This is a genomic window from Chitinophagaceae bacterium, assembly GCA_030053935.1.
In the GTDB taxonomy this organism is placed as follows: domain Bacteria; phylum Bacteroidota; class Bacteroidia; order Cytophagales; family JASGCU01; genus JASGCU01.
On the sequence record JASGCU010000009.1, the window covers coordinates 23,864 to 47,548 of the forward strand.

At 30.3% G+C, this 23,685-nt stretch carries 23 protein-coding genes; 6 read left to right on the top strand and 17 right to left on the bottom strand.

Features of this window, described 5'->3' with window-relative positions:
* Positions 1-126: 126 nt before the first annotated feature.
* The 16 genes from QM536_02180 to QM536_02255 all read right to left on the bottom strand — a co-directional run bounded on the left by QM536_02180 (position 127) and on the right by QM536_02255 (position 16,454).
* Positions 127-453 carry a hypothetical protein gene (locus QM536_02180; protein MDI9355818.1) on the bottom strand — a complete coding sequence of 109 codons (327 nt, stop codon included), beginning with the start codon at positions 451-453 and terminating at the stop codon, positions 127-129.
* Positions 431-841, bottom strand: a complete 411-nt coding sequence (locus QM536_02185; protein ID MDI9355819.1) for a hypothetical protein — start codon at positions 839-841, stop codon at positions 431-433. Before QM536_02185 ends, QM536_02180 begins: the two co-directional genes overlap by 23 nt.
* Before the next feature lie 10 nt (positions 842-851).
* Positions 852-1,721: a lipoyl synthase gene (gene lipA, locus QM536_02190; protein MDI9355820.1), complete on the bottom strand. Its 870-nt coding sequence runs from the start codon at positions 1,719-1,721 to the stop codon at positions 852-854.
* A 7-nt stretch (positions 1,722-1,728) separates the two neighbouring features.
* On the bottom strand, positions 1,729-2,445 hold the full coding sequence (locus QM536_02195) for a class I SAM-dependent methyltransferase (GenBank protein MDI9355821.1): 717 nt from the start codon (positions 2,443-2,445) through the stop codon (positions 1,729-1,731).
* A 233-nt stretch (positions 2,446-2,678) separates the two neighbouring features.
* Positions 2,679-5,768: a hypothetical protein gene (locus tag QM536_02200; protein ID MDI9355822.1), complete on the bottom strand. Its 3,090-nt coding sequence runs from the start codon at positions 5,766-5,768 to the stop codon at positions 2,679-2,681.
* A gap of 50 nt (positions 5,769-5,818) precedes the next feature.
* Positions 5,819-7,471 carry a hypothetical protein gene (locus tag QM536_02205; GenBank protein MDI9355823.1) on the bottom strand — a complete coding sequence of 551 codons (1,653 nt, stop codon included), beginning with the start codon at positions 7,469-7,471 and terminating at the stop codon, positions 5,819-5,821.
* 149 nt (positions 7,472-7,620) lie between these two features.
* Entirely contained in the window at positions 7,621-8,745 is a 1,125-nt protein-coding gene (rffA, locus tag QM536_02210; protein ID MDI9355824.1) for a dTDP-4-amino-4,6-dideoxygalactose transaminase, read from the bottom strand.
* Positions 8,746-8,751: 6 nt separating this feature from the next.
* Positions 8,752-9,576 (bottom strand): class I SAM-dependent methyltransferase, encoded by an 825-nt coding sequence (locus QM536_02215; protein MDI9355825.1) that lies wholly within the window; start codon positions 9,574-9,576, stop codon positions 8,752-8,754.
* 50 nt (positions 9,577-9,626) lie between these two features.
* The gene (locus QM536_02220; protein ID MDI9355826.1) at positions 9,627-10,631 is read right to left on the bottom strand and encodes a ketoacyl-ACP synthase III; all 1,005 of its coding nucleotides are present in this window, start codon (positions 10,629-10,631) and stop codon (positions 9,627-9,629) included.
* Positions 10,632-10,635: 4 nt separating this feature from the next.
* Positions 10,636-11,391, bottom strand: coding sequence for an SDR family oxidoreductase (locus QM536_02225; GenBank protein ID MDI9355827.1), 756 nt, complete (start codon positions 11,389-11,391; stop codon positions 10,636-10,638).
* Positions 11,388-12,473: an aromatic ring-hydroxylating dioxygenase subunit alpha gene (locus QM536_02230; protein ID MDI9355828.1), complete on the bottom strand. Its 1,086-nt coding sequence runs from the start codon at positions 12,471-12,473 to the stop codon at positions 11,388-11,390. Before QM536_02230 ends, QM536_02225 begins: the two co-directional genes overlap by 4 nt.
* 2 nt (positions 12,474-12,475) lie before the next feature.
* Positions 12,476-13,534, bottom strand: a complete 1,059-nt coding sequence (locus QM536_02235) for a ketoacyl-ACP synthase III (GenBank protein MDI9355829.1) — start codon at positions 13,532-13,534, stop codon at positions 12,476-12,478.
* Between the two features lie 3 nt (positions 13,535-13,537).
* Positions 13,538-13,768 carry an acyl carrier protein gene (locus tag QM536_02240; GenBank protein ID MDI9355830.1) on the bottom strand — a complete coding sequence of 77 codons (231 nt, stop codon included), beginning with the start codon at positions 13,766-13,768 and terminating at the stop codon, positions 13,538-13,540.
* Positions 13,761-14,285 (bottom strand): GNAT family N-acetyltransferase, encoded by a 525-nt coding sequence (locus QM536_02245; GenBank protein MDI9355831.1) that lies wholly within the window; start codon positions 14,283-14,285, stop codon positions 13,761-13,763. Before QM536_02245 ends, QM536_02240 begins: the two co-directional genes overlap by 8 nt.
* Positions 14,286-14,293: 8 nt before the next feature.
* Positions 14,294-15,217, bottom strand: a complete 924-nt coding sequence (locus QM536_02250; GenBank protein MDI9355832.1) for a glycosyltransferase family 2 protein — start codon at positions 15,215-15,217, stop codon at positions 14,294-14,296.
* A 322-nt stretch (positions 15,218-15,539) separates the two neighbouring features.
* Entirely contained in the window at positions 15,540-16,454 is a 915-nt protein-coding gene (locus QM536_02255; protein ID MDI9355833.1) for a DUF2279 domain-containing protein, read from the bottom strand.
* Between the two features lie 351 nt (positions 16,455-16,805).
* On the opposite strand from QM536_02255, the gene QM536_02260 reads away from it, so the two are divergent.
* Positions 16,806-17,744 (top strand): TIGR01777 family oxidoreductase, encoded by a 939-nt coding sequence (locus QM536_02260; GenBank protein MDI9355834.1) that lies wholly within the window; start codon positions 16,806-16,808, stop codon positions 17,742-17,744.
* A gap of 125 nt (positions 17,745-17,869) precedes the next feature.
* Here QM536_02260 and QM536_02265 read toward each other — a convergent pair whose 3' ends face one another.
* Complete coding sequence (locus QM536_02265; GenBank protein MDI9355835.1) at positions 17,870-18,343, bottom strand: PD-(D/E)XK nuclease family transposase; 474 nt, start codon at positions 18,341-18,343, stop codon at positions 17,870-17,872.
* Positions 18,344-18,652: 309 nt separating this feature from the next.
* Between QM536_02265 and glyA the strand changes: the two genes are divergently transcribed.
* From glyA to QM536_02290, 5 genes are read left to right on the top strand one after another with little or no spacing between them, the layout of a single operon-like run.
* Positions 18,653-19,927, top strand: coding sequence for a serine hydroxymethyltransferase (glyA, locus tag QM536_02270; GenBank protein MDI9355836.1), 1,275 nt, complete (start codon positions 18,653-18,655; stop codon positions 19,925-19,927).
* A gap of 25 nt (positions 19,928-19,952) precedes the next feature.
* Positions 19,953-20,945, top strand: a complete 993-nt coding sequence (gene obgE, locus QM536_02275) for a GTPase ObgE (protein MDI9355837.1) — start codon at positions 19,953-19,955, stop codon at positions 20,943-20,945.
* Positions 20,946-20,960: 15 nt separating this feature from the next.
* Positions 20,961-21,761 (top strand): DNA methyltransferase, encoded by an 801-nt coding sequence (locus QM536_02280; GenBank protein ID MDI9355838.1) that lies wholly within the window; start codon positions 20,961-20,963, stop codon positions 21,759-21,761.
* A gap of 6 nt (positions 21,762-21,767) precedes the next feature.
* Positions 21,768-22,757, top strand: a complete 990-nt coding sequence (locus QM536_02285; GenBank protein MDI9355839.1) for a hypothetical protein — start codon at positions 21,768-21,770, stop codon at positions 22,755-22,757.
* Between the two features lie 2 nt (positions 22,758-22,759).
* A complete protein-coding gene (locus tag QM536_02290) occupies positions 22,760-23,593 on the top strand; it encodes a site-specific DNA-methyltransferase (GenBank protein MDI9355840.1) in 834 nt (277 codons plus the stop codon).
* Positions 23,594-23,685 lie beyond the last annotated feature (92 nt).

The following is a 23,685-nucleotide window of genomic DNA, read 5'->3' on the forward strand; positions in this document are numbered from 1 at the left end:
TTGAACCAATTTACTATTTTTTTCTTTTTTCTATTCTTTTTGTTTCTATAAAGTGTTTTTTTATTTAAAATTATGGGTATATTGTAGAAAAATAATATATCAAAATATTGTTATGGAGAGTATATGTTATTTTTCATTTCTATTTTTGAGGTAATTTTGAATTTTTGCCAATACTATATCTACTGCTATATTCAGAATCAAAGAAAAAAATCTGTTCAGTACCTTTTCTATAATTCCATTCACAATGGGAGGGGGAGAGAATGGGGGATACTCTTTTTTTTTTTTGAAAAATGAATTGATACTATATGCTACAAAAGATATGCATAAAACGGTAAGTATTATTTTGAAAAAAGTAAATGCGAATGCTTTAGATTCTTTGTTGACGGATACTTTTGCTTTTTTTTCTAATGCTAATAATATATTTTTTTTATTATGGAGTGTGGGATTTCTCATCATTATTTTTCTTTTGTATTTTTTGAGAAAGGGTTTCTATTTTTTCATCTATTTTAGTGGTTTCTAAAGATCTTTTTTCTATCATCTCGCTCAATCTCCCTGAAGCAAAAAATCTAAGAGAAATTATAAAGAAGAGAAGGTATATGAGAGAAACAATCAGCCATCCAATTATTGTATTTTCCAATGCAAGGTTAATAGATACTGCTAAAAATATGCTGAAAAATAAGAGAAAAAAAAGAAATAAGACAAATACTATTACTATTCCTATTACTTTACTCAGTATTGCAGCAAAATATTCTGTTATGGTAAGTTTTACGAGCTCTACTTTTATTTCTATGTAATTTTTTATTGCTTCTACAAATCCATTCATTCCTAAAAATTGAAACATTTTTTTTAGTTTATACAGGTACGTTCACGTGTTTTTCTGCATGGTAGCTTGATCTGACGAGTGGACCAGATTCTACATATTTGAGGCCTCGTCTCAGTCCTTCTTCTTTGTAATATGCAAATGTTTCAGGACGTATAAATTCTGCTACTTCTATATGATGTTTTGTGGGTTGGAGATATTGCCCGAGGGTAAGTATATCTAGTCCGTTTTCTACCAAATCATCCATTGTTTTATATATTTCTGTTTCTTTTTCGCCTAATCCGAGCATTATACCTGACTTTGTTCTTTTTTTTTGTTGTTTTGTGCGTTTTATTTGTTCTAAACTTCTTTCGTATTTGGCTTGGGGACGGACTATTTTATAGAGTCGCTCTACTGTCTCCATGTTGTGAGAGACCACTTCTTGTCCTGCTGATATCATTTTATAGAGTGCATCCCAATTTCCTTTTGTGTCGGGGATAAGTGTTTCTATGGTAGTAAGGGGAGAAAGTTCTTTTATGAGTTGTACTGTTTGAAACCATATCTCTGCTCCTCTATCTTTGAGTTCATCTCTATTAACAGATGTAATAACTGCGTGTTTCACTTTCATGAGTTTTATGGCTTCTGCCACGCGTCTGGGTTCGTCTATATCATACTCAGTAGGGCGACCTGTTGCTACGGCACAGAAAGTACAGCTTCTGGTACATATATTTCCTAAAATCATAAATGTAGCTGTTCCTGCCCCCCAGCATTCTCCCATATTCGGACAATTACCACTTTGACAAATAGTGTGTAGTTTATAGTCATCTACTAGTTTTCGCACTTTCAAGTACTGCTCCCCTATGGGAAGTTTTACTCGGAGCCAATCGGGTTTATTTATTTTTTTTTCTGTTATTTCAAGCATTCTTTAGTTACTTTTTTTTACAATACATAATTATTTGAGCACCAAAATATTTTTTAAGTAGATATATTTTTTCCAGCAATGGCTGAAAGAAATAAATTATTTTTGCTAAAAATGTTGGGAAAAAAAATGGGACAAAACCAATATAGCTTAATTTTATTACTTCGAAGTTTGCATCAGTAAACCATTTAGTTAATGTTGTGCTACTAAAAGATTGTTCTTCATGCTCAATATGGTATTGAGAATGTTTTTCAATATACTTTAAAATTGGATTATTACCATTAGGTTCCATAATGATTAATGTATCACTTATTTTGCTTGCATTCACTATTCCTTCAAAACCACTTGGAAGGTGGTGCAAAACTCCTCTTATGATACCAACGTCATATTTTTTTTGAGGAAGTGTTTTACTATCTAATAGGTCTGCAGTAAAAAACTCAATATTATGAAACTTTGTTTTAGCTAAATCAATGGCATTTGAGGCGGGGTCAAAAGCAGAAAAATGTATTGCAGGTAGTACATTTTTTAGGTCATTTGTATATGTTCCATCACCACATCCTATATCAATTATGTTCTTTGTTTGCTTTGGGATAAATTTAATAATTTCTTTTGTAATTCTCTTATTTGCTACTATGGATGAAAAAGGGGCATTTGAGGTGTATTTATATCCGTCATTTGATTGAACATCGGAATCAAATTCAGAAACATTTTTCTTTTGAGTTATCATTTTTATTATTTTTTAGATGAGATTAAAAAATTGTTTTATAATTTTAAAAATGCCAGATTCTCTGTTTTTTTTACATGTGTAATAACTATTTTTCTCAATATATAATAATAAAGATATTTTCATGTATCCCTTGCTGTTTTTTAATTGTATTGTAATATTTTTAGATACTTTTTTTAGTTATGGGGAGCAAAAAATGTAACAAAAGGTTTTTTTACAGGTAGTAGTACGCTTTATCATTGTATTTTATTGTTTATAGTTTCTTTATTTTGTTGGATATTGGCTTCTGTTATGGCATTGTTAGAAACTTGTATTTCATAAATACTTCCGCTGAAGGCAGCGTTTTTTTGAGAATTATTTCCTATATGAAATAAGGATTCGCTGTTGTAATGGTCGGTATTATAAGGTGAGGAATGGATATTATTTCCATTGAGAATGATATCTATTTTTTTATTTGCAAATCTTATGACAATATAGTTGATTTCTTGAGGGGTAAGTTCTATGGATGCTACATTGACAAATGTTTGTTTATTTCCATATCCAAAAATATATTGATTTGTTTTTCCTATACTTTGAAGGGTGAATCCTTCTGCCCAAATGGTGCTTCTTATATTTGAAAAGATGGTGGCTTGTTCATTTTTTTGCTCGGTATCGGGTTTCACAATACATTGAATGGTGAAAGAAGTATCTGTTATAAATGGAGGTAAGAAAGGGTCTGTTCTTTGTGTTTGAGAATTTATAAATTGTAAAGAATTGATTTTTTTAGGTTCTTCTAATAGCAAAGTAGGAGTATTATTTTTGTATACTGTGGTAAAATATCCTTTTTCTGAGTAAGCATTATAATCTAACAGGGGTAAAACTTCGTTCCATGCGATAGCGTTGGATTTACTGGATACCATGTAATATCCGCTATCTAAAAAGGGTTGTAGATTAAGAGCAAGGTCTTTTTTTGTCAGAGCAGTTCCCATAGGGCTGTAAAAAGTTGTTGGTTTATATTTTCCCAAATGTGTTAATAAAAAACCTTCTCCAAAATAATTATATTCCACAAATAGTACTTTCGGGCTGTTATGGGTGATGCTACGAATATCTATATAGTAGCTTTCTTGACAAGGTTTATTCAAGCAGTGCAAAGCACCATAATAGGTAAAATCTTGTTTCCAATCAAATTGGAGCATATTTTTTATTTGTATAGAAATTTTTGTAGTAATCCTTTCACTATAAAAATAACAGACCAATAGAAGAAAACAATAAGGAATGAGTTTATAAAAATAGGGAATGATATGTTCTTTCTGTAAAAAGAATTTTTGAGAAGAATTTGTTTTTATTTTTTGTTTTTCTATTTTTTTATGTGAGGAAGATACAGTGGTATTTGTTTTTGTAGGCAGGGGAACTATCAAAGAGATAATATCTATTAAAACAAAGAAAGACAGTAACAAAATAGTGGATACATTTATGATATTATTTTCGTGGCTTCTGCCAAAGAAGTAGAGAGAATGCCCTATTGCTAAAACAATAATAAAAATTCCTGTTTTAAAATAAGCATCGGATATTTTTTCTTTTATTCTCAGTAAAACAATAAAAAGAACGGAAAGCATGGGGGGAACGTACCAATAAAAAGAAATTTCTGATATAGCAATCATCCCTATACCATGTTTTGTCATAATAAGAGCTGCTTTTGGCATTATACTTCCGAAAATAACAAATACAGCCACCAAAGAAATACAGAGTATGAGTATATTCTGATAGGTAAGCAAGAGATATTTATGTATTTGTTGTTTGATATTTTCTATAAAGTACTGTTTCTGAGTACTAAAAATATCATATAAAAAAAGAGTTCCTATGTATGCAATATAGCTTACTGTGTAGATAACTCCAAAATTTCTATGAAATAAGAGGAGAAAAGCTAAGAATCCAGCAACAGACCAATGATAAGGTCCTTTCCAAAACACGAGCCAAAGTACTATAATCCACATATCTAAACGCCAAGGGGTTCCTGCAAAGAAAGTAGATATATAGTCCAGATTTCCATATAATCGGATTATAACTACGGTAAATATGAAAAATATTGCGAGGTGCTTGTTTAAAAATATTCGTTTGCTGAATAAAAATAATCCTATAAAAAATATATAAGTAGAAAATTGTCCTAATAGAGGAATCGTATTGATATCCCAATCAAAGACAAGCCATGGTAAACAAATAGCAGATAATAAAAAATCGTATGCAAAGTTTATATCTGACCAAGGAATGCCATTGAGCAGACGCATTGCGGGATAGAGTTGATATTGATAATCTCCTATAGACCAATTTTGGGGAGAAAAGAAAGAGATGGGAACTAATACTATTGCCAATATCCATTCTTTTTTTTTAATTATGAAAAGAAGGGAAGAGATACCTACAACAAGAAATAAAAGAGTTGGTATTTTATTGGTAGGACTTGATGAAGGTGGAAAAAAAGAAATATTAAAGATATAGAAACTTCCGATTATAATAAGAATGAAAAGAATACTTGTAAAAAAAGAAGTTTTTTTTATTTTTTGAAAGGCAAGACAAAAAAGGAAAGAAAAAAGAATAATACTCAAAGAAAACACATAAAGAGAGTAACTTTCCATCCCATCTCGCTCTAAAACATAATGTGTAAAATAACCGATATATTCATGGAGAAGAAATGCTTCATTCATAGATCTTATGGTAGGGGACAGCAAAAAAAATAAAGAATAAAAGAGATAAGAGGTAGAAAGAGAAATCCAGATGATGTTCATTATGCTGAGTTTTTTCTCTTTTGTAAATTCTTGATTTTCTTGGTTATAAGAAAAAAAACTGAGTATACTCAGTACAATAATGAAAAGGATAGAGCAAAAAAGAGATGTTTTTCGGTTTTGGATATTTGTCTGCGATTCGGAAAGTGTATTTTTATAAGCATTATTTTGTGGGTTTTTTTGGATTGCTTTTTCTATATTTGTATGTGCTTTTTCAAAAAGATTTTGTGAAGAATATATAGTATAGAGCATGTTATATCCTTCTGCATGGTCGGGATAGAGATTCAAAAATTTATGAATATAGTATTCTGCTTTTTCCCATTTTTTAAATTGGATGTATATAATAGAAAGATAATAAAAAGCATTAGGATTTTGAGCATCTTTTGATAGTATTTGAAGACAAATTGCCTCTGCTGTTTCTAATTTTGTTTGGTTGAGACATTCTACTGCCCAATTTTGATACTGCTCAATAGATAAATCATGGGGAATAGAAATATTGTGTGTCCCCTGAGAAAATAAAAGGGAAGAAAAACAAAGAGAAAACACGAAAAAAAGTATAGGAGTACGCATAAATGGGTATAGTTAAGTCATATATTATTTTTTTACTAATAATTGATTTTTTATTGAGTATTTTTATTTTTTTTAAAGTTTGTTTTTTTATGAGATATGGGTTTACTTATTCCTTTTGTGTTTTGTATAGAGTTATTTGGTTTATCATTCTTAACGGATTGTTGTATAGGACGGTTATTTTTCCAGAGAATCCAACAAAAAATGGGGGCTAAATAGTATGCAAAATGGAGCGGGTAGTTATAACGAATCATATTCATAGTTACTACGCTTATGAGGAATGTGCTGAGAAAATTTATCAAGCAGAGTGTAAATAAGATAATGGAATCTATATTTTGAAATTTACTCTTGTATGCAATAACACCACTATATACAAAAGCAATACAATAGAAAGCTACCCAAATAAGATTTCTAAATATACTATTATGCCATTCAGAGAGTTTTTGATTCCATCTCATAAGAGGTTTCGTTTTGAAATACGAAAGCTTCGTAATAGCTACTTGTTCCGATAGTTTTGGAGGAATAAATAACCCGTACTGTCCATTTTTATTTATAGCATCATAGAAATACGCATAAATCCTTCCGTTTGTAAAGTTTGTTTCATAATCTTTTAAAAATGGATAGGCAGATACTTCTTTGTGGTCAAAGCTCAAATAATAATATATATACTGGGCTATCAGGAATTTTAAGTATTTGAATGGATATTTCTGTATGGTACTCAATGCTACGTCATAACAGTCTTTATAAAATTCGGGAGATGATTTTTTTCTCCCTACCAAGAGAGAATCTTGAAGGCAAACTATATAGTTTTGATATTTTAAATAAATGCTATTTATGGAAGTAATATCCCATGAGGTATTGACAAACTCTATTTCTCTTGGATCTGTATTCTTTAAAACACAATGGTCTATGAGAGCATTCATTCTCTCTGAATATTGTGGGTCTTTCTCAATAAATGTTAAAACATTTCCTATTATATCTGCCTTTCCTTGTGGAGAATAACCAAAGGTATCTATGGTGAGATAGTTAAAAATATTGAGTGATAAGTAAAAAAATAATACGGGAAAAGCATAGAGTATCTTTGTTTTATGAGGCATTTTCTTAAAAAACATATATGCTAATAACAGAATAAAAATAGGATACAACACTTGTCCCGCCGCTCTTATATAAATGATGAGCATCATAATACAAGAACTCAGCATCCAGTAATACCATTTTTCTGTTTTTAATGCCAGCACTAATGAACCGAAGTAGAGTATCATAAAGTTCGTAAATAAGCCCTCGGTGAGTACTGTTGTTTCAAAATGTAAAAATATAACTGAGGAGCTGAAAACAGTAATTGCTAAACTGCACCATACAGTAAGTTGGGGGTATGTTTTGTGAATTGCAAAAATGAAAAATATACCTGTTAAAAAACCTATAATGCTTTGTATGTAAGTAACAACTACTACATCAGAACTTACCATATATACCAATCCTAAAAATAATATATATCCCGGAGGACGTTTATAAAATTGAGGATTTCCTTCCACCATCTGCTTCATCACAGCCACATAATCAGGTCCGTCATCGAAAAGATACGGGATGTTTATGTAAATATAGTAGGGTAAACGAGTAAATAAAAAAAAGAAAGTAAAAATACCTATACCAACCCATAAACCATTTTTATTGGCAGCATTTAAAATATTCTTTATATAAAGGAGCATATTATATTGTGTATGTTATAAAACTGTAAGTAATTTGTAAAAATTGATTTTTATTTTGTGCTGGTAATGGTTCATCATTAAAATATGTGCATCTTCACCAAATAAAAAATAACATGTTTATTTGTAAAAAAAATTAATTTTATGATATATTAATTAACTGATGATATATTAATTAACTGAATAATTTTGTTTTGCTCAAGTTCGGTCAATTCATAAAACAAAGGAAGTCGCACTAAGCAATCAGAATAACGATCACAGTTTGAAAGCACCCTTCCGTCATGTTTGTTTATATAGAAAGGGCTAGAATGTAATGAGATATAATGAAATACTGCCCATATACTATTTTCTTTTAGGGATTGAATCAATAAATTTCTTTTTTCAAGGGTTTTGCATACTAAATAAAACATGTGAGCATTATTAGTAGCGAAATCAGGTATATGTGGAATATCAAAATCTCTGTTTTGAGAAGAAGTAAAAGCATGGTTATATGCTTCCCATAATTTTTTACGCTTATTTTGGATATCATCAAGATTTTCTAATTGTGCATATAAAAATGCAGAAACCACTTCTGATGGAAGAAATGAAGAACCAATATCTACCCATCCATATTTATCAATTTCACCTCTAAAAAATGCAGAGCGGTTAGTACCTTTTTCCCAAATGATTTCAGCACGTCTAATAAACTGTTCATCATTAATAATAAGCATACCTCCTTCACCACTAATAATGTTTTTTGTTTCATGAAAAGAAAATGCTGCCAAATGACCTATACTTCCTAATGGTTTTCCCTTATAAAAACTATCTATAGCTTGGGCGGCATCTTCTACTACAAAAAGATTGTGGCGGTCAGCAATGTCCATTATTGCATCCATATCACAGGCAATCCCTGCGTAATGAACTACTACAATTGCTTTTGTTTTAGTGGTTATGAGGGACTCGATCAAGTTTGCATCTATATTTGGGTTTCTCATATTAGAATCTACAAAAACCAATTTTGCACTACGAAGCACAAATGCATTTGCTGTTGACACAAATGTAAATGAAGGTAATATTATTTCATCACCCTCTTGGATATTCAGGAGAATCGCAGACATTTCCAAAGCATCAGTACAGGATGTGGTTAACAGACATTTTTTGAATTTATATTTTGTTTCAAAATATTCATGGCATAATTTAGTATATTTGCCATTGCCAGATATTTTACCGGAATGTACAGCATCGTAAATATAATGTGTTTCTTTACCTGTAAGATAGGGCTTGTTGAAAGGTGTCATGATTGATTATTTTTTTTTAGCTACTACAATTAAAGATCCTCCAAATGGGAGTTTAAAACCAGACGATATTAAAATTTCATCCATTTTCATTAAAAACAGAAAAATCGTATTAATGAATGGATTTAATTTTAGTTCATTAATATCTCCTGTAATATCAGCTGCTTTTTTCCTTTTTAAAAATCTAGAAATCACCATAAAAGGAAAAAGTGTAAAAACAAAAGACCCTAAATATTCTACTTGAAAGTTATTATTTTCCAATTTGTTGTTAAGTTCAGATTTAGAATATCTTCTTTTGTGGTAAGCTAAATCATCATTGATGCTCCACATCCATTGGTATTGGGGAACAGTAATAAAAAAATAACCTCCTTGTATTAAAGCTTTATTTACTTGTTGAATAACTTTTATGTCTTCATCTATATGTTCAATTACATCAAAAGCACAAATACTATCATATTTATTAATAAAAGGCATATGAGTTGCATCTAATTGAATAAACTCTACATGGGGCAATCTTTTTTTTGCAAATTTAATACCTTCAAGATGAATCTCCGATCCATAAAGATCATATTGTTCAAATTTTTCACTTAATCCTTTTAATACAAAGCCAGTTCCACAGCCAATTTCTAATACTTTCATTTTTTTGTTGCCAAGAAATTTACCGAACAAAAATTGTATAACTTTATTACGCGAAACAAACCAAAAGTTTTTAGGTTCATATTCATACAAAATACTGAATGCTTCTTTAGGATAATCAGAATTTAATTTAGAAAGTTCAGGCGCATAACATTTAATACCGTCTATTAACTCATATTTATAATCTGTATTATTCATAGTTGAATTTTAATTCCCAAAATAGTGGTCAAATATACTATTAATTATTTTTATTTTATTTTTAATATTGTACCTCCCCATGAATAGCCGACCCCAAAACCTGCAAGTAAGATGTTATTATTTTTAATGAGTTTTGATTCTTTTTTGGCATGGTATAATGCTATAGGAATAGTTGAAGATACAGTATTGCCACAATTTTCTAAGTGTAAATAAAATTTATTCTCATCTATTTTGATTTTTTTTCTTAAACTATCAAGCATAAATTTATTTGCTTGGTGAAAAATATATAAATCAATTTCGGAACTTTCTAAATGATTTTTTAATAAAGTATTATAAGTGAGTTTAGGAACAGATGAAAGGGTAAAAGTGAAAATTTCTGCTCCATTCATATATAAATGATCGTCTGAATGAACGTTTCCAAATTCGTCAATATTTTCCTCTGATTTAAAATGGTAATTTCTCAATCCGCCGTTTTTTACAATAAGATTCTTTGCTCCTTTTCCATCAGTTCCGTATTCAAAATTGAGAATCTCTGCAAAACCATCTGTTGATACTAAAGTAACAGCTGCAGCATCTCCAAAAATAGTTCTATTGCTTTTATCTTTTGGATGAATAAATTTTGAATACGTTTCAGAAGTTATCAATAATACATTTTTCGCTTGACCAGAAGCAATTAGTCCTTTAGAAATTCCTAAACCATACACAAAACCTGAACAACCTAAATTAAAATCAAACGCTCCCACAGATGTAGGTAAACCTAATTTTTCCTGGACAATACATGCAGAAGTAGGTAAAAAATAATCAGGACTTTGAGTACATAGAATTATAAAATCGATATCATTTTTATCAATTTGATGCTCTATAAATAATTTTTCTGATGCTTTAACAGCCATATCTACAGAAGTTTCATTCATTGCAGATAAATTTCTGCAATGAATGCCTGTTTTAGAAGCAATTTTATCTATACTCCATTCGGGAAATTCTTGTTCTATTCTAACATTATCTAGTTCGTATTCAGGAAGATAATAAGAAATTGCTTTAATATATGAATTCATATTTTTATAAAATTGAGGTTCTACCGCCATCAATAGGTATATTAGTTCCTGTTACCCATCTACTTTTGTCTGAAAGTAAAAATAAAGTTAAATTAGCTACATCTGATGGGATTCCGTACCCTAAAGGATATTTTTTCTTATCAATTTCAAGAGCCTCGTTAGTGATAGTGCTTTGTATTGATTCAGTTAACGGGGTTTCTACCTGTCCAGGACAAATTGTATTTACTCTTATTTTTAAATTAGATACTTCTGATGCAAGAACTTTAGCAAAAATATCTAATGAAGACTTAGTCGTTGAATACATTAAATTTCCTTTCATTCCAAAACTTCCAGCAATAGAACTTATAAAAATAATTGAAGCTTGATTTTTTATTTTTTTTTCTTTCAGTAAAATAGAAATAATATTTGCTATTGAATCATAATTCACTTTTCTTATCTTATCTTGAAGTTGCTGATTATAAAATTTTATCGGAAGCAGTTTTACAATACCCGCAGCATGAACAATACCATTTAAAGGTCTGTCTAATTCTTTATGTAATGATGGATATCCATCAATGTTTTCCAAATCAAAAAGTACTGATTTAAAATTATTTTTATTGATGAGTGAGGATGATAATTCTTTTAGTTTTAGACTATCTCTACTTATTGCAATTATTGAACCGTTATAGTGATCTATATTTTTACATATTTCCAAACCAATTCCAGAGGTAGCACCCGTTACTAAAATTGTTTTACCTGATAAATCTATAAAATTGTTCATTTAATAAGATTTAAATAATGATTATGAAAATTTACAATTCTTTGTTCTTGGTTTCCAAGGATATATTTTTCTTTTACAAATTTCATGTTTTTTTGAATTTGTTCTAAAATTACTTTATCTTCTAATAGTATTGAATTTATGGAAGTTCTTACCATCTCTAAAAAAGCATTATGAATTGAGATTTTTGGTTCGAAACCCTCTTGAAATTTTACATCGTAAAATCTCTTTCTTAAAATTGATTTTTCTGATGAAATTGGTAAAATATTTCCAATATATATACTAGTACCCTCTGTAGATGAAATTAATAAATTTGGAAAAATGAAAAAGTGTTTAAAAGTATCATGTTTGTACGTTCTTTTATCTAGGTACTGTAACATTTTGTTGGTTTGATAATCTTCGTTTTTGGGATAATCTGCTACTGAATGACCATTATAATATTCTTGATTCTTCTCAGGGACTCTACAAAACCCCATATTCATAAGCGTATTTTTGTGTATTGAAGGGCAATGATATGCTTCAATTACATTCTCAATAATTATTTTCCAATTTATATTTTGTGAATCTTCTTCAAAATAATGTTTTGTTGTAATTGCATTACTTATTTCAATTAATTTATCATAAAATCCACCTAAATATTCTTTTATAATAGTTGGATTTTCTGATAGATTTACAAAATAAAATTTACCTACCTTTTCTAAATTGAGTCTTTTAACACATGCTTTTTTAAAACTTTCTTCTTCTGTGTTGAATAGTGGTATTAAGCTTCTTGTTATTGGCTTACCATCAATATCAAAAGACCAACTATGATATTCACAAACAAATGGTCTTTTACCTGATTTTTCTTTTTGAATCAAATTAAATCTATGAGGGCATATATTTTTAAATGCCCTAACATCGCCTTTAAAATTTTGTAAAACAATAGGGTAATTAAAAATATTTACAGTAATAAATTTATTATTCTCATCTAATTCATCGTCCATTGCAGCAAAAAACCATTCTTTTGAAAAAATATTATTAAACTCAAGTTCTGCTAATTCTGGATTACAGTAATATTTTGAATAAATTAAATTTTTATTTGACATAATTATAAATAAGAAAAACTACAAATTATTTCATCTTTATTTTCATTTTTATAATGTAATGCACCCCAAGATAACCCCACTCCAAATCCACACATTACAAAATTATCTTTCATACTTTTATTATGATAATTATAACAGAATGTTAATGGAATGGATGCCCCATTGGTATTTCCAAAATCTTTTATAGAATAAATAAATTTTTCTGGATTTATTTTGAGTTTCTTTTTTATAGTTTCATTCATGAAAAAATTGGCTTGATGGAGTATAAAAAAATCAACCTCATCAATAGTTAAATTTATTTTTTGTAATAATGTATTGATTGTTTCTGGAACAGTTTTAATGGCAAAATTAAAAATTTCAATACCATTTAAGGATAAATCTATTTTTTTTCTTTTATTGGTATTATTTGAACCATAATTTTCATAGGTTAAGCAATTTTCATCAAATAAATTTCTTGCTCCTCCATGACTAATTTTAATTGCATCTTCACCCTTACCATCTGACCCTGTTACAAAACTCATATTAGTATTTATTGCATCGTCATATTCTAATGCAGTAGCTGTTCCCGCATCTCCAAAGAGGGGATAAATACTTTTGTCATGAACGGATGTAAACTTGGTGATTGTATCACCAACTAGTAAAAGACCTTTTCTAAAAGCAATATTTTGTAAAAGACTAGATAATAAACTCATTCCGTAAATATATCCCGAACACCCTAAACTTATATCTAAACAAAAGCAATTCTTTGATAAACGTAATTTTTCTTGTAAAATATTAGAAGTTGCAGGCAATATGTAATCTGGAGTCTGGGATACAAAAATTAAAACATCAATTTCATCTTTATTCCAATGTAATTTAGTTATTATATCACTTGCAGCCTTTAAACACAGATCAGATGCACAAATTGATGAATCTGCAATATGTCTTTGTACAATTCCTGTATTTTTAGTAAAATTATCAGATTCATTAGGACTAAAAATATCAGAAATTTTTTCTGTTTTTTCTGGCACACACGTTGCTACTCCTTTAATAGTAATATTTTTGAATTGGTAAAAACCCATCTCTTATTGTTTAGATTTTACTATATTATATAAATCTTCAACTGTATTTGATGAGCGAAAATCATCTCCGCTTACACTTATACTATACTCATCATCAATAAAAGCAATAATAATTAATGCCATCATAGAACTCCATTCATTTAAATCTTTATAAACAGTTTCATAATTTATTAATTCTGGTTCCGTTTCGTCAAATTGAAATCTAAATTTTTTTAAAAAATTTTCTTTATCCATTTTGTAATATTTTTTTTATTTTATGTGTTTTTTTTTCATAATTATTAGGAAATAGTTCAAAGTATACTATTTCTTCAGTGCTTTTAGATTCATTTTTTACACAACCTTGAGAAATACTGGAAGATATTGCCTTTTTATTTGTTGCTTTTACATGCGAATAAATACATTCTATTTTTAAATCATAAAATATATAATCGTTAAAACATATAACCATTTTAGCAACAATATCTGTGTTTTCAAATTCTGGACCTATTAAAAAAATACCTCCTTCACCACGGTTATTTTCTATATTTTTGAGATGAATGACACCAAGAGGTGCATCATTTTTAAACCCTATAAAATAAAAATTTTTAGTTTTATCTAAATTATTATACCAATTTAATTGCATATTTGATGTGATATAATCTTCATAAAGCATCTGACTTCTTACATAATCAGAATTTCTCCATTTTCTCATATCCTCAATATATTTTTCAGACAATCGTATTAATTTTATATTATACTTCTCAATAGTCATATTTATATTTAATTAAATTCTTCTTCAATAATAAAAGATGGTCTGTTTTTTATTTGCTCAAAAACTCGCCCCAAATATACTCCAACTATGCCAATAGCACAAATAATAATCCCCGAAAGAAAAAATAAAGATACTATCAAAGATGCGTAACCAGGAACAACTACTCCACCACTTATTGCTTGGGTTATATAATACCCTCCGATAATAAATGAGATGAGAGATATTATTACTCCTAACTTGACGAATAATTTAAGTGGCTTGTTTGAATAAGCGATAATGGATGTAAATGCCAAATCTAATAACTTTGATAATGTATAGTTTGACTTTCCGCTATCTCGCTCTGCATGTTCAATTTCTAAGGCATAACTATTAAAACCTACAAAATATACAAAAAGTGGAAATGACTTTATATAATCACCCATATTAACTACTTCTTTAATTACTTTTTTATGATAAATTCCAAAATTTGCAATTTCATGATTTACTTTAATATCCGATAAGTAATTAAAAAAAATAGAAAATAATCTTGAACCTAATTTTTTGAAGAAACTATCTTTTCTATTGACTCTTCTCGCTTGCACAATATCGTATCCTTCTGTTGCTTTGGCAAGTAATTTTTCTATTTCTTTTGGTTGGTCTTGCAAATCACAATCCATTACTACAATCCATTCTGCATTTGTTTTAGTTAATCCTGCCATAATCGCAGGATGTTGTCCAAAATTTCTACTGAATCTATAAATTTTTAAAAATGAATATTTTTCTTTTAATTCTTTCATAACATGCCATGAGTTATCAGGACTTCTATCATCAACTAATACAATTTCAAAAGTTACATCCATTTTTTTCATAACTTTTTGTATTTCCAGAACAAGTTTTTCTAAAATTTTTTCTGCCCTATATACTGGACTAACAACGGAAATAAAAACACCCATATTATACTTTTAAGTTACAATTGTTCCAAATCACAATAAATACTCATCCAATTAATGTTTATTATATTAAAAAAGATTTTAATATTTTTATTTTTTTTATTTTTATGAGGACGAAAAGTATTAAAATAGTTTCATTTTTTGTAACTATTTATCTAAATAATTAGAACAATTTTTTTCATAGGATATTAAATAGTTACTTCTCAAGAATAAAAAATAAAAAAAAACATAGGCTAACAACCCAAAATGTGACACAATGGATAAACAAACCATACAAGGACGAAAATGTATCATCACACATAGAGAGCTACATCCTATACATAACTCAATAATACAACCAATAGAACCTGAAATTCCCCAAAGAATTATACTCTAAGGTAGGGAAGGGAAGTTTTACAAAAACCATCACCTGAAATAATTTTTTGAGAAAGCGGGAACGAGTGGGAATTTTTATCCAATTTATATCCAAAGAAAATAAGAATTGCCTATACCTTTGAAATTCAGGAAGTTTTTGCCCACCATATCTGGTATAATTTTCATACTCTCCAACCATTCCATTTGCACTATATCCTATTGCAAAGTTTATCCAAGCAGGTTTTATCTTTGGAGAAAAAATATTAAAAGGAGCAGAAATCCAATATGTTTGAGCATTATAGTCAAAAAAAAACTTCTGAAAAGAATTTTTACCCAAAGCCCCGTTTACCATATTGGCATACTCCGATTCATAATAAGAAAGCTTGGGTATAATTTTTTGTTCTTGCCAAATATACTCTTGAAGTATAAAAAAAAGAGTCCCCGAACCATTTGCTATAATATCTCCCCAAGAAAACCCTCCGAATTTTTTATACGCACCATCAAATATTTCCACGGGCAAGAGATATAAAAATCCTAATGGAGTCCCATATATCAGAGATTTTTTTCTGCTCACCCCTACACTTCTTAAACCTGCATATCCTATGTATCCTCCCAGGTAACCACCGAAGGCATGGGCAAATTTATCCATTTGCAAATAAGCATTATTATCATTATAAAAATGAAAACCCGAAGTTAATTTTGTGTTTTTATACCAAATATACTCAACAGCAGCTAATTCCACCAAAAATACCCCCGATGCAGCAGATAGAAAAATTACCTTACCTTTTGTATTGTGTGTAGAATTACTCTGAACAGAATCTATTACCACTTCAGCCCTTCCACAAAAAGAAATGAGATAGAAAGAGAGAACGAATATCTTAACCATTGTAAAACGATATGATTATATAATGAAAAAAATAAATTGTATTTATCTTGTCTTGGACAGACCCCTGTAAAAATAAATAAAATCTAACACCTATTATAAACAAGTAGTTTTTTTAGTATAAATTATATGGAAAATGGAAAGGAAAAAATGTTTATAAAAAATTATGCTTATAATTCAAGAGGGGTTTCTCCATATACACTTGGTGTTTGCTTAATTAAGAATATGTATATAGAATATATTTACAATATTTCCTAAATTTTGATAACTGCATAGAAACATATTTTTTTCTCTGTATCTATGTGGGTAAATGTATATATAAAATAATAATAATTATAATGAACACTACACTGTATGGAACATACTACATCATCTAAAAATATTTTAATAACGGGAGGGAGTGGTTTTATAGGAAGGCGCATTGCGGACTTATGCAGGGGTAATGGGCATGCTCTTTCTTTTCTAACTACAAATATTGAAAGAGAAACTACAGAACCTCTGTTTTATTGGAATGTAAAAGAAAATTATATAGATACCCATTCCACTGAAAATAAAGATATAGTGATTCATCTACCTGGTGCGGGAATTGCTGAAAGATATTGGACAGCGGATAGAAAAAAAGAAATATGGGAGAGCAGGGTTCTCACTACTCGAATGCTTTATGATACTCTCAAAAATCAAAAGTCACTACTTCCCGAGTGCTTGATAGCTGTTTCTGCTATTGGTTATTATGGTGCTAATACAGGAGATACTTGGCTTGAAGAGAATACAAAAAGTGGAGATGATTTTTTGGCAAAGGTGGTTTTTGAATGGGAAGCGGAGGTACAAAAAATATCTCTTTTGGGAATAAGAACGGTGATTTTACGTCTGGGAGTTGTGTTGGGCAAGGACGGCGGATTTCTCCAGAAAATGCTTTTTTTGCTACAGAAAGGTATGATTTCCGTTATAGGGAATGGAAATCAATATATAAGTTGGATTGACAGAGAGGACTTGGTGCGGTTATTGTATCAAGCCAGTCAAGAAAAGAAATGGAATGGAATTTTTAATGCAGTTTCACCAAATCCTGTAAGTAATAAATACTTCACCTACGCTCTTGCAAGGTGTTTTCACAAAAAAATATACTTGCCTGCTGTTCCTTCTTTTGTATTAAAACTTATTTATGGAGAGATGGCACAGATTATTACGGGTGGAAATAGGGCTTCTTCTCAAAAAATAGAGAGTATGGGTTTCGTTTTTGATTGTAAAACAATAGAAGAATGCCTTTCTTTGCATTCAAGAACTTTACAAAAATGAACCTGATTGAAAAAGTCACTTTTGTGGCACTTGTAGTGCGACCTATTGAGTAATTGCTCATTATCAATACTATTACACGAAAAAAGGTAAGGATTTTTCCCTGCCTTTTTTACAAACGTTCTATTTCATTTAATAAAATATAACCATTTATCCAAACGGATTGTAAGTTCTGCTTCTGTCTTTTTGAAATTGAGTACTTCCAAGTATATGAAAGTAAGCTTCTCATAAAAAGCATTACCATGTTGGTTTTTTAATTGAATAGTATGCATTACTTCGTTTTTTTCTGATTCTATTTTGTAATCGTTAAAAGTAAAGTCCAAGATACCTATACAGTATACCGCTTTGAATTGAAAATCCCATTCTCCTTTTTCTGCTTGCTCTCTTATGGGAAAAATAATAAATAGTTCTTTCTTTGAAATAATCTTTCTTTGCTTTTGTATTTCTACAATAAATTTCTCGCTCTTCTCATTTTCGCAGTAAATATCGTAAATTGCTTTTCTGTCAACAAATCCCTGCCCAAGATGTTCATTATTCTTGAAAGTCAAATTAACTATTGTGTCTTTTTTGGGCAATAAAGTATTCAAAAAGCCCATTAACATTGGTTTATTTGCTTATTCACCAAATATTTTTTTAAACCCGAAGTCCGTAAAAAGATCTACATATTTCGCTTTTATATTCTTGCTTTTTATTTATTTAAAGAGATTTTATGATATATTTCTCAAACATTTGCATTGCAAAATTACATTTTTTTGTATTTATTCGAATCCATAGTTTAATATACTTGTTTTTATGAAACAAAAGACCATAAGTATCTATATTTTTTTATATAAGGGGACTTTATAAGACATTTTTGTAATTTTACTTGAAAAGATTCTTAATAATTAACAACACATAATAATACATTAAAAATGCTACCAGATAGAGAAATTTTTACTCTCATACAAAAAGAAAGAGAGAGACAAGAAGGTGGGCTTGAACTTATTGCTTCTGAGAACTATGTTTCAGAGAATGTTTTAGAAGCAGTGGGAAGTATTCTGACAAATAAATATGCGGAAGGACTTCCCAAGAAGCGATATTACGGAGGATGTGAGGTAGTGGATGAAATAGAGCAGCTGGCAATTGATAGGTTGAAAAGTTTGTTTCGTTTAGAATGGGCAAATGTTCAGCCACATAGCGGAGCGCAGGCAAATGCGGCAGTTCTATTATCATTTTTGAATGCGGGAGATACTATTTTAGGTTTTAACCTTATGCACGGCGGGCATTTGACTCACGGGTCGCCTGTAAATTCTTCAGGGAAATTATACAGAGCTGTTTTTTACGAAGTAAAAAAAGAAAGCGGTATTATAGATTATAATTCATTAGAAGCAGTAGCCAAAAAAGAAAAACCGAAGTTGATTATTTGCGGTGCATCGGCTTATAGTAGAGATTGGGATTATAAAAGATTTAGACATGTGGCAGACGAAGTAGGAGCTCTTTTATTGGCAGATATATCCCATCCTGCGGGCTTAATTGCCCATAATTTACTGAATGACCCTTTTGATTTTTGCCATATTGTAACCTCTACTACTCATAAGACATTGCGAGGAACGAGGGGAGGTGTTATTATGATGCGAAGGGACTTTCCCAACCCTTTTGGAATGCAGACCCCCAAAGGAGAAGTGAAAATGATGAGCAATCTTTTGGATAGTGCTGTATTCCCTGGAACGCAGGGAGGTCCTCTGCAACACGTGATAGCAGGAAAAGCGATAGCTTTTCGAGAAGCACAAACAGAGAATTATAAACAATATATCATCCAAGTGCAAAAAAATGCTCGTGCTATGGCAGAAGAATTCAAACGCAGAAAATATACCATTGTTTCCGATGGAACTGATAATCATCTACTACTTATAGACCTTCATTCCAAAAATATATCAGGCAAAGATGCTGAAAATCTTCTTATCAAAGCGGATATAACTCTCAATAAAAATATGATTCCTTTTGATGACAAGTCACCTTTTATAACATCGGGTATAAGAATCGGAACACCCGCTGTCACCACACGAGGACTCAAAGAAGACGATATGCTGAGAATAGTAGATATTATAGACAATGTTTTCAAACAGAGAGATAATCCTTCTCAAATACATTCTGTAAAAACAGAAGTAAACAATTGGATGAAACAATATCCCATTTTTTCTTGGTAAAAAAATATTAACAACAGAACATTCAATGGCAGAAAATAATTTTATAGATTCTATAAAAATCTATTGTAAATCAGGTAACGGAGGAGCGGGTTCAAGACATTTTCTGCGAGAGAAGTTTAAACCAAATGGAGGACCCGATGGAGGAAATGGAGGACGTGGTGGACATATTATCGTAAAAGGAAACTCACAAATGTGGACTCTCCTGCACTTGAGATATAGAAAGCATATAAACGCAGAAAATGGATATGGAGGAGAAAAAAATAGAGCATCCGGAGCCCAAGGAGAGGATATTATTATAGAAGTCCCCCTCGGAACGATAGCAAAAGACAGCGAAACAGGAGAAATTCTGTTAGAAATAATGGAAGATAAACAAGAACTCATCCTCTTAGAAGGAGGAAAAGGAGGATACGGAAACGATTATTTTAAAACTGCTACCAATCAAGCCCCTCAATATGCCCAACCAGGAATTCCTGGACAAGAAAAATGGATACAGTTTGAACTCAAGATATTGGCAGATGTGGGATTTGTTGGATTTCCTAATGCAGGCAAATCTACTCTTTTATCTGTCATCTCCGCCGCAAAACCTCATATAGCTCCTTATCCATTTACTACTATACAACCCAATATAGGCGTAGTGAAATATAAAGAACACAGATCTTTTATTGCCGCCGATATACCCGGTATTATAGAAGGGGCTGCCGAAGGAAAGGGATTAGGACTGCAATTTATCCGACATATAGAAAGAAATACCCTACTGCTTTTTATAATTCCCATAGATTCCACAGATATTCAAAATGAATATAGAATTTTACTGCACGAATTAGTGAAGTATAACTCTCATCTCTTAGATAAAAAACGACTTTTAGCCATAAGCAAATGCGATATGGTAGATGAAGAGTTTTTGAACAGCATCAAACAACAACTGCCTCAAGAAATAGAGCATGTATTTATTTCCAGTATTACCCAACAAGGAATCAATACCCTGAAAGATACTATATGGAAATTACTGAACTCTTAAACATACATACAACATATGAAAACATTTGATGAAAATATATTAACCGATTCTCTTTGGGTATTAGGGGAAAGGGATAAGCAATTTGGACACAGTAATGTATATCATGGCAATTTTATTCCACAGATTCCCCGACAATTTATAGAAAGATTTACAGAAGAGGGAGATGTGGTATTAGATGCTTTTTTAGGAAGCGGAACTACTCTCATAGAATGCAGAGAAAAAAAACGATACGGAATAGGCATAGAACTTCAAGAGAAAGTAGCCGAGATGGCAGGTAATATCATATTAGGAAATAATAATGGTTTTTTTGATAAAAAGAGAGAAGAGTTAGAAGCTTTGAATCTCAAAATACTTTGTGGGGACTCTACTTCTTTGGAAATGAAGAAAACCGTTGGGGAACAATTACAAGAATGGAATAAAAAAATAAAACTTCTTCTTTTACACCCTCCCTATTTTGATATTATTAAATTTAGTGAGGATGCGAATGATTTGAGCAATGCCAAAAGTTTGGATATTTTTAACTCTTTATTAGGAAACATAGTAGATAATTACCTTCCGCTGATGGAAAAAAATAGTCATATAGCTTTAGTTATTGCAGACAAATATGCAGAAAGTCAATGGGTTCCTTTAGGTTTTTATGCAATGCAAGAAATACTCAAAAGAAAAGAACTCATACTCAAAGCAACTATCATAAAGAACATGTCGGGTAATAGAGGAAAGATACAACAAGAAGCTTTGTGGAGATACAGAGCATTAAAAGGAGGTTTTTATATATTTAAACACGAATACATTTTTTTATTTCAAAAAGTAATGTAAAGAAACATGGGAGCACATACATTTATAGTAAACACTGATACATTTCCACTCTGCAGAGATAGTGGTTTTGTAGCAATACCAAAAGAGGAAAGAGAAAAGCCATTATGGGAAAAAACACAAGCGGATATTTTAGCAGATATATCTTGTCTAAGAGTGGGTGATTCTGTGTTTTTTTATGAGATTCAGGTAGGGTTTCATGGAATTTATGAAGTTCATAGTTTACCTTTTGTAGATAATACGGATGAAATATATCCTTATAAAGCACTTATAAGACCTAAATATTATTTACCTATACCATTAAAAGAAAGCAGAGCATTTGGGTTAAAAAATTCTGCTACAGACCTTCGTTCTATCTTTTATAAAAAAGTATTAGGAAGAGGTAAAGCAAATACACATCTTTTTCCTGAAGAAGAAAAATTATTAACAGAACTTTTATTTAAAGCTAATAACGGAGTAAAAGAGCTTATTATAAATCCTTACCAAGCAAAACAATCACAGAGGATATTTTTTAATATTGAACCCAATGAACAAGGGGAGGTGAGGTATGAAAAGATATTAGAAGGATGGATTGTTCAGAATATAGATGATTTGAAAGCAAATACCAGCGTCTTTTTAGGGGATATACAAGATATAGAATGCTTTGCAAATTATGTCCCTATAAATATTGCAGGTGGAAATATAGACATATTAGTATATCATAAAAAGAAAATACAAAATAAAGAAATACGGTATAAGATATCCATTATAGAATTGAAAAAAGGAGATATTAACATAGATGCTGTGAAAGAATTAGAGACCTATATAAAGTGGGCTTATGAAAATATTAGCAACGGAGATATGGAAATTATTCAACCAATACTTATTGGAAAAAGAATAAGAAATGAAGCAATAGAAAGATGTAAACATTATTCCATTAATGAAAGAAAACCTTTATTAATAGAATATAACATTGATACAGCAAATAAATGGATTCATTTTTTACAAAAACAATACTAAAGATGGAATTAAAAGAACATAAAAATACAATATACTGTGGGGATGCTTTGGAAACATTACAAAAGCTCCCAAAAGAATCTGTTCACCTTATAATAACCTCCCCACCCTATAATCTTAATATTGCCTATAATAATCATAATGATGAAATGCCCTATAATCAGTATTTAGAATGGATGGGCAACATTTGGAAAGAATGTAAAGAAGTGTTAGTAAAAGGAGGAAGATTATGCATTAATATTGGAGAGAATAAGAGACAAAATATTACCTGTCCCACTTATTCTGCTTTTATTCAACAGTGTGTAGATAGAGATATGCTTTACAGAGGAACTATTATATGGAATAAAAACAGTGCTGCAAATCATACTGCATGGGGCAGTTGGAATAGTTGCTCTAATCCTCATCTGGTGCCGAGGCATGAATATATTATTATCTTTTCAAAAGGAGATTATAAATTAGAAGGAGATAAAAAAAATTGTGACCTGCAAGAAGACGGAAAAGAATTTATGGAATTTACCCGAAGCGTATGGACTATGGGAACAGAAAGTAAGACAAAAATAGGACATCCCGCACCTTTTCCTTTGGAACTGCCGAGAAGATTGATAAAATTTTACTCTTATAGAGGAAATACTGTCTTAGATCCTTTTTCGGGAAGCGGCACTACAGGCGTTGCCGCAGTATCCTTGATGAGAAATTGTATACTTATAGATAATTCTGAGGAGTATTGCTTGCTTGCCAAAACAAGAATAGAGAAAGAAGGAAATAATTTGTTTCAAAAAAATACAATAGATATACAAAATTCAGTATCTGCTCTCAAATATACTAGTATTGATAAATAAAAAGCACTTTGAAACATGCTTTCATTAAGTGCTTTTCACCCAATTACAAAATATTTTAAAGGAGTTTTTATATATTTAAACATCAATACATG

Bases quoted from the DNA above. Each gene is read 5' to 3' on its own strand.
- lipA (MDI9355820.1), bottom strand. From the start codon at position 1,721: ATGCTTGAAATAACAGAAAAAAAAATAAATAAACCCGATTGGCTCCGA.
- QM536_02280 (MDI9355838.1), top strand. From the start codon at position 20,961: ATGAAAACATTTGATGAAAATATATTAACCGATTCTCTTTGGGTATTA.
- glyA (MDI9355836.1), top strand. From the start codon at position 18,653: ATGCTACCAGATAGAGAAATTTTTACTCTCATACAAAAAGAAAGAGAG.
- rffA (MDI9355824.1), bottom strand. From the start codon at position 8,745: ATGACACCTTTCAACAAGCCCTATCTTACAGGTAAAGAAACACATTAT.
- QM536_02265 (MDI9355835.1), bottom strand. From the start codon at position 18,343: ATGTTAATGGGCTTTTTGAATACTTTATTGCCCAAAAAAGACACAATA.
- QM536_02180 (MDI9355818.1), bottom strand. From the start codon at position 453: ATGAGAAATCCCACACTCCATAATAAAAAAAATATATTATTAGCATTA.
- QM536_02255 (MDI9355833.1), bottom strand. From the start codon at position 16,454: ATGGTTAAGATATTCGTTCTCTCTTTCTATCTCATTTCTTTTTGTGGA.
- QM536_02260 (MDI9355834.1), top strand. From the start codon at position 16,806: ATGGAACATACTACATCATCTAAAAATATTTTAATAACGGGAGGGAGT.
- QM536_02250 (MDI9355832.1), bottom strand. From the start codon at position 15,217: ATGGGTGTTTTTATTTCCGTTGTTAGTCCAGTATATAGGGCAGAAAAA.
- QM536_02225 (MDI9355827.1), bottom strand. From the start codon at position 11,391: ATGAACAATTTTATAGATTTATCAGGTAAAACAATTTTAGTAACGGGT.
- QM536_02205 (MDI9355823.1), bottom strand. From the start codon at position 7,471: ATGCTCCTTTATATAAAGAATATTTTAAATGCTGCCAATAAAAATGGT.
- QM536_02230 (MDI9355828.1), bottom strand. From the start codon at position 12,473: ATGTCAAATAAAAATTTAATTTATTCAAAATATTACTGTAATCCAGAA.
- obgE (MDI9355837.1), top strand. From the start codon at position 19,953: ATGGCAGAAAATAATTTTATAGATTCTATAAAAATCTATTGTAAATCA.
- QM536_02240 (MDI9355830.1), bottom strand. From the start codon at position 13,768: ATGGATAAAGAAAATTTTTTAAAAAAATTTAGATTTCAATTTGACGAA.
- QM536_02290 (MDI9355840.1), top strand. From the start codon at position 22,760: ATGGAATTAAAAGAACATAAAAATACAATATACTGTGGGGATGCTTTG.
- QM536_02215 (MDI9355825.1), bottom strand. From the start codon at position 9,576: ATGAATAATACAGATTATAAATATGAGTTAATAGACGGTATTAAATGT.
- QM536_02220 (MDI9355826.1), bottom strand. From the start codon at position 10,631: ATGAATTCATATATTAAAGCAATTTCTTATTATCTTCCTGAATACGAA.
- QM536_02285 (MDI9355839.1), top strand. From the start codon at position 21,768: ATGGGAGCACATACATTTATAGTAAACACTGATACATTTCCACTCTGC.
- QM536_02185 (MDI9355819.1), bottom strand. From the start codon at position 841: ATGTTTCAATTTTTAGGAATGAATGGATTTGTAGAAGCAATAAAAAAT.
- QM536_02235 (MDI9355829.1), bottom strand. From the start codon at position 13,534: ATGGGTTTTTACCAATTCAAAAATATTACTATTAAAGGAGTAGCAACG.
- QM536_02245 (MDI9355831.1), bottom strand. From the start codon at position 14,285: ATGACTATTGAGAAGTATAATATAAAATTAATACGATTGTCTGAAAAA.
- QM536_02200 (MDI9355822.1), bottom strand. From the start codon at position 5,768: ATGCGTACTCCTATACTTTTTTTCGTGTTTTCTCTTTGTTTTTCTTCC.
- QM536_02195 (MDI9355821.1), bottom strand. From the start codon at position 2,445: ATGATAACTCAAAAGAAAAATGTTTCTGAATTTGATTCCGATGTTCAA.